The following is an 11,116-nucleotide window of genomic DNA, read 5'->3' as shown; positions in this document are numbered from 1 at the left end:
GGCGTCGTTTGGGGGGCTATGACCGACCACGTCGGAGCGACCGCGACATCGGAGGAGCGCCTCCTCGGCGGCTACGGCGGCCGACTCCTCCTGCTGGTCTCGCTCGGCTGGCTCACCATCCAGGGCGGACGGCTCGTCCTCTCGCCGCTCCTCCCGTCGCTCATCGACGACCTCGCCATCACGCCCTTCCGCGCCGGGATCGCCCTCTCCGTGCTGTGGGGGCTGTACGCGCTCGGTCAGTTCCCGAGCGGCCGTCTCTCGGACCGCCTCACGCGCAAGACGCTACTGGTGGCGGGGCTGACGATCGCCGCCGCGGGATTCGCCGTCCTCGCCGTCGCCGTCTCCTACCCGCTCTTCCTGCTCGGGGCGGCCGTCGTCGGCGTCGGCGCCGGCCTCTACCCGACCGCCGCTCGCGCACTCATCTCGGATCACTTCGAGGCGAAACGCGGGGGCGCGTTCGGATTACACACCGCCTCGGGTGACCTCGGCGGCGGCGTCGCCGCGGGTCTCGCAGTCGCCGCCCTCGCCGTCGCGACGTGGCGGGCCGCGTTCCTGCCTGTCGTCGCCGTCCTCGTCCTCGTCGCCGTCGTCCTCCACGCGACGAGCCGCGAGTCGTACCACGTCGCAGCCGTCGACCTCGACGTGCGCGCGACCGTCGGCCGCCTGTTCGCCACCGCCCGCACCCGACGGCTCCTCTTCGCGTACTGTCTCTTCGCGTTCGCGTGGCAGGGGACGGCCGGCTTCCTGCCCACCCTGCTCCAACTCGACAAGGGGTTCTCACCCGAATTCGCCAGTGCGGGCTTCGCCGGCCTCTTCGTCGTCGGCGCGCTGGTGAAGCCGACCGCCGGCCGCCTCGCGGACCGGGTGCGGCGGGCGCCCGTCGCCGCCGGGACGCTCGCGCTCGGTGCCGTCGCCCTCGTCGGCCTCCTCGCCGCCGAGACGCCACTCGCCGTCGGCGTCGCCACCGTCGTCTTCGCCACCGGCCTCATGGCCTTCCCGCCGGTGATGCAGTCGTACCTGATGGACGTGTTCCCCACCGCGAGCATGGGCGCCGATCTCGGCCTCGCGCGCACTACGTACATCGGGTTCGGCGCGCTCGGCCCCTCCTTCATCGGGTTCGTGGCCGAACGCACCGACTACACCACCGCCTTCGGGGCGCTCGCCGCGGCGCTCCTCGTCGCGGCCGTCGTCGTCGCCATCGAAGCCCGGCCCTAGTCGTCCGGACCGCGGTCGGCTGCCCGTCCGTCGGCTTCGGGGATCGCGTACGTGGTTCGGAGGTGGTCGACGAGCTCGTCGACGGTCTCGGGATCGTAGGTCCAGAAGCCGTAGAACGACCCCGGCATCCGCTCCTCCGCCAGTAGCGCACATTTCGCGGCCTCCACGCCCCCGCCGTCGTACGCGACGAACCACGTGTCGTGGATCTCGGTCGCGGTCGACAGGTGGAGCGTCGGCCCGGCCGGCGACTCGAAGTCGCCGCTCCCCTCCGGGTGGGCGTAGACGTGGACGTCGAGGCTCCCGCGGCGCGCGATGTGGTCGTACACGTCGGCCTGCGACGCGAACCGGCTACAGGTCTGGAAGCCGGCGTGGAGTTCCCCCGACGCGCCGCGCCAGGCGCGGTCCTCGATCTCCTTCGAGGCCGCGATCATCCGCTCGGTGTCGTAGGAGGTGAACATCGTCTCGTCGAGTTCGTCCAGCACCACCTCGTACGTCTCGCGGGTGAAGCCGGGGGCGACGCCCTTCCGGTCGCCGAGGACATCGCTCACGTCGAGGGCAGCGAGAAACTGGTCGTCGCGGCTCAACACGGCGTAGTTACGGGGCCCAGCGTCGCTCGTCGCTTCCTCGATGGCGAGGTTGCGGTCGGCGAAATGTTCGCGGAGTGCCGTCGCCACGCCTGCTTCGGGGTTGAACACCGTCAGCGTCTTCTCCTCGGCGTCGACCGTGGCGATGAGTTCGAACAGCCCCATTCGGACGAATACACGGGCGGGCGCTATTTGTGCTTTTATGCCGCTGACCCACGAATCGCGACGCGTTCCTTTTGTACGCCCCCGGCCTACGGTCGACGGATCGATGCCGGTCACGACGCTCCACCGCCCGGCCCACCGGGACGCGCTGACCCACCTCGAAGACGCTTTCCAGCGAGGTGACCTCATCACCGTCTTCGGCCGCTGTACCGTCGAGTACGACGGCCGCGCGTCGAGCAGTCTCGGTCCCGGCGACCGCCTCCTCCTCCTCAAACCCGACGGCTCGGCGCTCGTCCACACCGACGAGGGCCGCACGCCGGTCAACTGGCAGCCGCCGGGCTGTGACCACTTCGCCAGCGTCCGTGACGGGCGGCTTCGGGTGCGGAGCGTCCGCCGGTCGCCGGAGGAACTCCTCGACGTGCGCTTCGACCGCGTCCACCATCTCGCCGCCTACGACGTGACCGATCCCGACGACCTCGACCTGCAGGGGAGCGAGGCCGACCTGAAAGAACACGTCCTCGACCACCCGGAGCGGATCGCCCCCGGCTTCGAACCGCACGCGACCGAACGCGAGACCGAGGCGGGACCGATGGACGTGTTCGGGGAGGACGCGCAGGGTCGGCCGGTCGTCGTCGAGTTGAAGCGCCGGCGCGTGGGTCCGGACGCCGTCGGCCAGCTCCGCCGCTACGTCGACGCGCTCGGCCGCGAACTCGGTGACGGGGTAGAGATTCGGGGCGTGCTCGTCGCTCCCTCGGTCACCGACCGGGCGGCGGCGCTTCTGGAGCAGGAGGGACTGGAGTTCGCCGCGCTCGATCCGGCGACCGGTCGGCCGCCCGAAGACGACGCGTGACGGTCGGCCATCTCGACGAACCGCGAAACGGCCGTCTCGGCGCCAATCCTGCGTCATCCCGGCGTTTAATGTGATTGCTCCCGGAACCCACGAGCAATGGATCTTCACCACCGAACGGTCCGACAGGACGTCCGCGAACTCGGGGCGCTCCTCGGCGACGTACTGGAGGTACAGTCCTCGACGGCGGCGTTCGAGGCCGTCGAGGATCTCCGTACGGCGGCGATCGACTACCGCGACGGCACGCTCCCATCGCGTGAACCCTTGCGGACGGCACTGGGCTCGCTCGACTCCGATCTGGAGGGAGCCGCCGCCCGCGCGTTCACCGCCTACTTCGAACTCATCAACCTCGCGGAGGAGCGCGAACGGGTCCGCGCCATCCGCCGCGACGAGCAGGAGGGGCGGATCGAGGACAGCCAGACCGAGACGATCGCCTCGCTGATTGAGCGCGACGCCGACGCCGAGACGGTCCAGCAGGTCCTCGACGACGTGCTCATCCAGCCGACGTTCACCGCGCACCCGACGGAGGCCCACCGCAAGACGATCAAGGCGAAACTCCGGACGATCACCCAGATTTTGGAGACGCTCGACGAGCGGCGGCTGACCGACGCCGACCGCCGGAAATCGTGGAACCACCTCGAAGCGGAGGTGACGAGCCTGTGGCAGACGCCACAGGTGCGTGACCGGGCGCCCGAACCCGAAGACGAGGCGCGGAACGTGCAGTGGTATCTCGAAAACACGCTGTTCGACGTGGTGGGTGACGTGTACGCGGATCTGGAGGGGACGCTCGCCGAGTCGTACCCCGAGGTGGACGTGCCCAAACTCTTCGAGTTCCGGTCGTGGGCGGGGAGCGACCGCGACGGCAACCCCGCAGTGACCGTCGACGTGACGAGCGAGACGCTGGAGCGCCAGCGGTCGGTCGTCCTCTCGAAGTACCGCGACGAACTGAAGCGGCTCTCGGGCATCCTGAGTCAGGACGCGGCGTGGATCACGCCCGGCGACCGGTTCGAGGCGTCGCTGCTCGCGGACCGCGAGCGCTTCCCGGAGGTGGCGAGCGAGGCCGAGGCACGCTACCCCCACGAGTTCTACCGGCAGAAACTGAAGCTGATGCGCGAACGCCTCGAACGCGTCGACGACGTGCGCCCCGGCGGCTATCGGGAGCCGGAGGAACTCGTCGACGACCTCGAAGCCATCGACGAGAGCCTGCGGCTCAACGACGCCGAGTCCATCGCGGACGCCTACGTCGAACCGCTGATTCGGAAGGTCGACACCTTCGGCTTCGCGCTCGCCAGTCTCGACCTGCGCGACCACCAGAAGAACCACACCGAGACGGTCGGCGAGTTGCTGGAGAGGCAGGGCGTCGAGTACCGCGACCTCGACGAGGAGGGTCGGATCGACGTGTTGACCGAGGCGATCCTGCAGGACGCCGACGTGGTCGACCTCTCGAACCCCGGTGACGTGAGCGACACCACCCAGCGTGTCTGCAAGCGCTTCGACGCCCTCCAACGCTGGCAGCGCGAGTACGGCGCCGACGCCATCGACACCTACTGCATCAGCATGACCGAGGAGCCGAGCCACGTCCTCGAAGTCCTGTTTCTGGCCGATCAGGCGGGCGTCGTCTCCCTCCCCGAGTACAGCGGCCTCGACGTGGTGCCGCTACTGGAGACGGAGAGCGCCCTCGACGGCGCCCGGCGCATCATGGGAACGCTGTTCGAGAACGAGGCGTACGCGGCCGCGCTCTCCTGCCGGGGAGACACGCAGGAGATCATGCTGGGCTACTCCGACTCGAACAAGGAGAACGGCTTCCTCGCGGCCAACTGGGACCTCTACCGGAACCAGCGTCGCCTCGCGGACATCACCGACGAGTTCGGCGTGCAGATGCGCCTGTTCCACGGCCGCGGCGGCTCTATCTCCCGCGGCGGCGGCCCGATGCACGAGGCCATGCTTGCTCTGCCCATCGAGACGGTGACCGGCGAGATCAAGTTCACCGAACAGGGCGAGGCCATCGCCGAGAAGTACGGCAACCCCCGGATCGCCGAGCGCAACCTCGAACGCATGCTGGACGCACAGATGCGCGCCAGAGAGCAGTCGATGGAGGGGCCGATCAAGGAGACGCCGGACGCGTGGACCGACGCGATGGAGACGATGGCGCCCGCGGCGCGGACGGCGTACACCGACCTGCTGGAGACGGACGGCTTCATCCCCTACTTCGAGACGGCGACGCCAATCACGGTCATCGAGGATCTCAACCTCGGGTCGCGTCCCGCTTCCCGGTCGGGCGAGCGCACCGTCGAGGACCTCCGGGCGATCCCGTGGGTGTTCTCGTGGACGCAGTCGCGGTGTATCCTCCCCGGGTGGTACGGGCTGGCGACGGGTATCGACGCCTATCTCGACGACGGCGGGTCGATGGAGACGCTCCGGAAGATGTACGAGCGCTGGCCGTTCTTCCGGACGACCCTCGACAACGCCGCGCAGGCGATGGCGAAGACGGACATGGAGATTGCCGAGGAGTACGCGAACCTCGCGCCCGCGGAGTTGCGCGAACGCTTCTTCCCGCGCATCCGCTCGGAACACGAACGCGCCGTCGAACTCGTCCTCGACATCACGGGCCGCGACGACCCGCTTCGGCGACCGTGGCTCCGCGAGAGTCTCGACCGGCGCAACCCCTACGTCGACCCGCTGAACTTCCTGCAAACGCGCCTGCTGGCCCGCGACGACCGCACGCCCTCCGAGGAGCGCACCCTCCGGCTGACGGTCAAGGGCATCGCGGCGGGGATGAAGAGTACGGGCTGATCGGGACGGATGCCCTCGGTGACGCTCCACCCCCGGAACGGCGGCGCTCGACTACGTCGAGAGCCTCCTCGAACGGAACGGCCTCCCCGTTCGAGACGTCCGAACCCATCCGGCGGATTTTCACTACGCGACGGCCGAGGGCGAGCGGATCGGGGTCGGTGGCCTCGAACGCTACGGCACCGTCGGACTCCTCCGGTCGGTCGTCGTCGAGGCCGCGAAACGCGGGAACGGGTACGGGAACGGACTCTGCGAGGCGTTGGAGTCGAAGGCCCGGGCGAACGGCGTCGAGACGCTCTACCTCCTCACGACGACGGTGTCGACGTTCTTCGCGGCGCGAAATTACGAGCCGATCGATCGGACGGCCGCTCCGGCAGTCATCCGCGGGACGACCGAATTCGCGGATCTCTGTCCGGCGACGGCGACCTGTATGCGGAAGTCGCTGTAGCCGGCCACGCCGCAATCGACCGTCTCGGCGGCCGCTACGGCCGCCGTGCGGCATCGAAGGCTTTATTCACCGCCTCGGCTTCGACTTTGACAAGTAACCATGACCGACAAACCCGCCTCGATGTACCGGGAGATCAGCAAGCCCTCGTACACGCGACGCGAGTACATCACGGGCATCCCGGGCTCCAAGATCGCACAGCACAACATGGGTAACCTCCAGACCGGTCCCGAGGACTACCCGGTCCACATCAGCCTCGAAGTCGAGGAGGAGTGCCAGATTCGTCACGGCGCCCTCGAAGCTTCGCGGCTCTCCGCCAACCGCCGCCTCCTGAAGTTGGTCGGCCAGGAGAACTACAAGATGGTCCTCCGGAAGTTCCCCCACCACGTCATCCGCGAGAACAAGCAGGCGACGGGTGCGGGTGCGGACCGTGTCTCCGACGGGATGCGGCAGGCGTTCGGCAAGCCGGTCGGCACCGCCGCGCGCATCCAGGCGAACGAGACCGTCTTCACCTGCTACTGCAACCCGGAGGACGCGGACACGGTCAAGGACGCCTTCCGGCGTTCGTACAACAAGATTTCGCCGCCGTGTCGCATCGTCGTCGAGAAGGGCGAAGAACTGCTCGTCGCCTGATCGGCTAGCCGACGTGACCCGCGAACTTTTCCGTTCTCCTTCCCCAGCGAGCGTATGCTCCGTCTCGCGGTGACCTCCCGGGCCGAGACGTTCGACCGCCTGCGCGATCCGCTCGCCGCCCGCGACATCGAAGTCGCTCACCTCCCCGCAGAGGGACGGACGATTCGGCTCGACGCCCCGCCCGCCGAGACGTTCGATGTCGGCTTCGTCTACCCCTCCCGAACCCAGTCCGGCGACGCGCTCGCCGCGCTCCACAACCTCTCGTGGGTGAACGGCCGCGAGGCGATCCTCTCCTCCCGGAACAAGGGTGGCGTCCTCACGACGCTCGGCGCCGCCGACCTGCCGGTGCCGAAGACGACGATGGTGGCCACGCCCGTCGACGAGGCCGATCTCGTCGCCGCGATGGAAGGGTTCGACTGGCCGGTCGTCGTCAAGCCCAACTCGACGACCCGCGGGACCGGCGTGGCGAAGGCGACGGACCTCGACTCTCTGCTCGGGATCGTCGACTACCTCGATCTGGTCCACGACTACCGCGCGACGGGAGACAAGACCTTCCTCCTGCAGGAGTACCTGCCCGACGCTCGCGACTACCGGGTGATGGTCGTCGACGGGGCGTACGCGGGCGCGGTCGAGCGCCGCCTGTCCGACGCGGACCGCGAGGATGGCCGCTGGAAGCACAACGTCCACCGCGGCGCGGAGGCGGTGGGCGTCGACCTGCCCGACGAGTATCGGCGGCTCGCGGAGCGGACGGCCGACGCTCTCGACATCGACTACCTCGGCGTCGACCTCCTCGTCACGGACGACCGGGTCGTCGTGGCGGAGACGAACGCGCGGCCGACGGTCGATTCGGCCACGAAATACGTCGACGACTTCTACGACCGGCTGGCGGGATTGATTCGACGGACGGCGAGAGAATAGGGCCGCTACTCGACGTCGATGGCGGCGGAGTCGCCGACCTTGTCGACGGTGACTTCGAGGACGCCGTTGTTGAAACTGGCCGAGGCGGAGTGTTCGTCGACGCGGGCGGGCAGGCGGATGCGTTCGTCGTACTCGCGGTGCGGGGAGGCGGCGCTGATGGTGAGGGTCTTCCCGTCACACTTCAGTTCGATGGCGTCTTTCTCGACGCCCGGGAGGTCGGCGACGAGTCGCACCTGATCGTCTTCCTCGTAGATGTCCACGTGGGTCTCGGAGGTGAAACCAGAGCCGTCGCCGACGGTACCGGCACCGGTCATCTCGTTCATCATCCGTTCGATCTCGTCGAAAATGTCGCCGAACGGGTCGTCACGGTCGTCGCCTCTCATGAACCATCGTAGGCTACTCCCGCTCAAAAGCTTTCTGTCCCCGGTAGCGAGTGACAGGGGGCAATCGTGATAGCCGCTCGCGGCGGCGACTCACGACACTCTATGACACAATCGTTCGGGCGGAATCGCCCGTTTGAAATACTCGACCATCCATCGGTGAGTCGAGGCACATGTTCAAGACGCTCGACGATATCGGGTCCGGGAAACGCGTCCTCGTCCGACTCGATCTCAACTCGCCGGTCGAGGACGGCATCGTCAAGGACAACCGGCGGTTCGCGCGCCACGCCCGGACCGTCCGGGAACTCGTCGAGGCCGGACACCGTGTCGTCGTGATGGCTCACCAGGGTCGGCCGGGACGGGACTCCTTCGTCTCACTCGACCAGCACGCGGACCTCCTCGCGGAGTACGTCGAGACGCCGGTCGCGTTCGTCGACGACATCTGCGGCGAGGCGGCTATCGACGCCATCCGCTCGCTCGACGCCGGCGAGGTACTCTTGCTCGAGAACGTCCGGATGTGCGACGACGAACTGCCGGAGAAACCCCCGGAGGAACACGCCGACAGCGAGTTCGTCCGGACGCTCGCCCCCGAGTTCGACTGCTACGTCGACGACGCGTACTCGGCGGCCCACCGGTCCCACGCCTCGCTCGTGGGCTTCCCGCTCGTCCTTCCCTCGTACGCCGGGCGCGTCATGCAGGCGGAGTACGAGGCCAACACCAGCATCGCCAACCGGGAGTTCGACGGCCCGGTGACGATGGTGCTCGGCGGCGCGAAAGCGACCGACGTGATCGACGTGATGAGCGCGCTCGACGACGAAATCGACCACTACCTCCTCGGCGGGATCGTCGGCGAACTCTTCCTCCGCGCCGCCGGCTACGACGTGGGCTACGACGTGGGCGACGGGGAACTGTACGACCACCAGTGGGAGAACAACGAGGCGCGCATCCGCGACCTCCTCGCGGAGCGTGGCAACCGTATCCTCCTTCCCGTCGATCTGGCGTACGAAACCGACGACGGCGAACGCGCCGAAATTCCCGTCGAGGGCGTGGAGAAGACCCAGCCGCTCCTCGACGTGGGATCGCAGACGGTCGAGCGCTACGCGGACGTGATCGAGGAGTCGGCGGCGGTGTTCGTCAAGGGCGCTCTCGGCGTCTTCGAGGACGAACGCTTCGCCGACGGCACCGTGGGCCTCCTCGAGGCCATCGCCACCACGGACTGCTTTTCGGTCATCGGCGGCGGCGACACCTCCCGTGCCATCGAACTCTACGGACTCGACGAGGAGTACTTCTCGCACGTCTCCATCGCCGGCGGCGCCTACGTTCGCGCGCTCACCGGGCAGTCCTTGCCCGCGGTCGAAGTGATGGCGCAGGACGACTGCTGATAGCGGGTATCGTCGGCGTTCGCAGGGTCGCTCCGTGAGACTCCTGCTCCTGTATCTATAGTAGCGTTTGGAACTGTTTGCACACCTGATCGCCAGACTGCGTGCGATCAGGTGTGCGATGACTTACAAAGGCTACTATAGCCGAGGATCGCTCGACCTCCGGTTGGCTACGACACTCACTGTGAGTCGAACCGTTCGCTGGACGCGGGACGTGATTAGTTCAGGTATCCCAGTTCGCGGAGATTTTCGCGGGTTTTAGCCTCGATTTCGGCGTTCTCTAACGCTTCACTCGCCACCTCCTGTTGTCTATCGATGACGGCGAGAAGTTGAAGCGCCGTCCGGAGTTTGAAATGAACTTCCGGATCGTCGGTTTCAGCTACGGAGCTTTCCAGCAGCGTCCGCACCGTGTCGATCGTGGTCTCGGTCATACTCTGGCGCTTCGTCTTAACCATGTTAAAGATTCTCACTCCGTTCCATTCGCTGATAATGACAGCCTCGCACCAGCCGCGTCCGCTCCATTCGATACGCGTCGCTCGTCGCGTTTCGAACGGTCGATGGAGTTCGGTCGGTACCGCCGTGCCGTTCCGATTCCCCACCGAGTACGACCTCAGTAGTCGATACCGACGCCCATCGCGTCTTCGGTCGTCCGCCGGCTCTCGGCGGCGTCGGCGTCACCGCTGAGGGCGCGGATCGCGTCCACGTTCTCGGGCACCACGTCGCTCTCCTGGTGGATCGCCTGGAACAGATAGAGATCGCGGCCCTCGACCGTGACCGACTCGGCCCAGATGCAGTTCTCCCAGAGGTCGCCTCGCGGTCGGCCGGTGTCGTGGGCGAACTCCTTGAGTTTGCCCGAGCCGTCGATGTCGGCGCCGGGCGGGATCAGGAACAGGCGGGTCTCGTCGGCGAAGCGGTCGAGGACGTCCTCGGCGTCCGCCTCGGATTCGAGCGTGACGTTGACGCTATGGGTGTGCATCAGCGTCGCCGGCACCTTCATCCCCAGCGTGTCGATGTCGAGGTCGGGGAAGATGGTGTTCACGTCGGGACCGTGATGCGAGGGGATGGTGACGGGGTCGGGGAGGATGTCGTCGATGGGGCCACGGTCGGTCTGGCCGGGGTCGCCGCCGCGGCGCACCAGCGTGACGCGCGCCTTCTCGACGCCCCACTCTTCCTCCAGTGGGGCGAGGATGCGAGAGAGGCCGGTGGTGTTACAGGAGACGACGCGCGCGGAGTCGGCCCCGACCGCGTCGGCGTAGTTGGCGCGGGCGTTGAAGCTCACCTCGGCCACGTCGGCGTCTTCGCCGCCCTGGAAGATGGTGGGGGTGTCGTGGTCCTCGTACAGCGAGGCGTTCTCGGCGCCGATGCCCGAGGGGGTGCAGTCGACGATCACGTCCGCCGCGGCCACGAGTTCGTCCACCTCGCCCGCGAGTTCCAGTCCCTCCTCGGCGAAGCGGTCGACGCGTTCCGGAACGGCGGCGTAGAGCGGGTAGGCCTTGCGCACGGCCGTCTCCGCCTCGAAGTTCGGACGCGTCTTGGCGACGCCGACGAGTTCCATGTCCGGTTGTGCCGCGACTGCGTCCGCGACGCGTTTGCCGATGGTTCCGTAGCCGTTGACGCCGACCTGAATCATATCGCGCAGTCGCGTAGCGACGGGCATAATCGTTTCGAGCCACGCCGCTCGACCCCCGCGTCGGCGCCGCAGGCCCGCCGTCCGCTGACTCTCGATCTATGCAAAAAGGCTACTTGCTTATGTGTCGATCAAG

At 67.7% G+C, this 11,116-nt stretch carries 10 protein-coding genes and 1 pseudogene; 7 read left to right on the top strand and 4 right to left on the bottom strand.

Annotated features, from left to right (window positions below; translation table 11 throughout):
• Positions 1–18: 18 nt before the first annotated feature.
• Entirely contained in the window at positions 19–1,215 is a 1,197-nt protein-coding gene (locus DU502_RS16945; protein WP_121921831.1) for an MFS transporter, read from the top strand.
• Here the strand turns inward: DU502_RS16945 and DU502_RS16940 are convergent.
• Positions 1,212–1,964 (bottom strand): DICT sensory domain-containing protein, encoded by a 753-nt coding sequence (locus tag DU502_RS16940; RefSeq protein WP_121921830.1) that lies wholly within the window; start codon positions 1,962–1,964, stop codon positions 1,212–1,214. The two genes, DU502_RS16945 and DU502_RS16940, sit on opposite strands and share 4 nt — an antisense overlap.
• 103 nt (positions 1,965–2,067) lie before the next feature.
• On the opposite strand from DU502_RS16940, the gene nucS reads away from it, so the two are divergent.
• The 5 genes and pseudogenes from nucS to DU502_RS16915 all read left to right on the top strand — a co-directional run bounded on the left by nucS (position 2,068) and on the right by DU502_RS16915 (position 7,594).
• On the top strand, positions 2,068–2,811 hold the full coding sequence (nucS, locus tag DU502_RS16935) for an endonuclease NucS (protein ID WP_121921829.1): 744 nt from the start codon (positions 2,068–2,070) through the stop codon (positions 2,809–2,811).
• A 96-nt stretch (positions 2,812–2,907) separates the two neighbouring features.
• A complete protein-coding gene (ppc, locus tag DU502_RS16930; protein ID WP_121921828.1) occupies positions 2,908–5,601 on the top strand; it encodes a phosphoenolpyruvate carboxylase in 2,694 nt (897 codons plus the stop codon).
• A 112-nt stretch (positions 5,602–5,713) separates the two neighbouring features.
• Positions 5,714–6,046: pseudogene (gene arsN2 / locus DU502_RS16925) on the top strand (arsenic resistance N-acetyltransferase ArsN2); the annotation flags it as partial.
• Positions 6,047–6,145: 99 nt separating this feature from the next.
• A complete protein-coding gene (locus DU502_RS16920) occupies positions 6,146–6,676 on the top strand; it encodes a 50S ribosomal protein L16 (RefSeq protein WP_121921827.1) in 531 nt (176 codons plus the stop codon).
• A gap of 54 nt (positions 6,677–6,730) precedes the next feature.
• A complete protein-coding gene (locus DU502_RS16915) occupies positions 6,731–7,594 on the top strand; it encodes an ATP-grasp domain-containing protein (protein WP_121921826.1) in 864 nt (287 codons plus the stop codon).
• 5 nt (positions 7,595–7,599) lie between these two features.
• Here the strand turns inward: DU502_RS16915 and DU502_RS16910 are convergent, their stop codons facing one another.
• The gene (locus tag DU502_RS16910; protein WP_121921825.1) at positions 7,600–7,977 is read right to left on the bottom strand and encodes an Hsp20/alpha crystallin family protein; all 378 of its coding nucleotides are present in this window, start codon (positions 7,975–7,977) and stop codon (positions 7,600–7,602) included.
• A gap of 170 nt (positions 7,978–8,147) precedes the next feature.
• Here DU502_RS16910 and DU502_RS16905 point away from each other — a divergent pair, with 170 nt between their 5' ends.
• Positions 8,148–9,356 carry a phosphoglycerate kinase gene (locus DU502_RS16905; RefSeq protein WP_121921824.1) on the top strand — a complete coding sequence of 403 codons (1,209 nt, stop codon included), beginning with the start codon at positions 8,148–8,150 and terminating at the stop codon, positions 9,354–9,356.
• A gap of 215 nt (positions 9,357–9,571) precedes the next feature.
• Here DU502_RS16905 and DU502_RS16900 read toward each other — a convergent pair whose 3' ends face one another.
• Positions 9,572–9,784, bottom strand: a complete 213-nt coding sequence (locus DU502_RS16900; protein WP_121921823.1) for a hypothetical protein — start codon at positions 9,782–9,784, stop codon at positions 9,572–9,574.
• Between the two features lie 179 nt (positions 9,785–9,963).
• Positions 9,964–10,983: a type II glyceraldehyde-3-phosphate dehydrogenase gene (locus DU502_RS16895; protein ID WP_121921822.1), complete on the bottom strand. Its 1,020-nt coding sequence runs from the start codon at positions 10,981–10,983 to the stop codon at positions 9,964–9,966.
• Positions 10,984–11,116: the final 133 nt, after the last annotated feature.

This window comes from Haloplanus aerogenes, from assembly GCF_003856835.1.
GTDB classification, from domain to species: domain Archaea; phylum Halobacteriota; class Halobacteria; order Halobacteriales; family Haloferacaceae; genus Haloplanus; species Haloplanus aerogenes.
The sequence above is the reverse complement of the archived record's forward strand: the minus strand, read 5'-3'. Positions and strand labels throughout refer to the sequence as shown.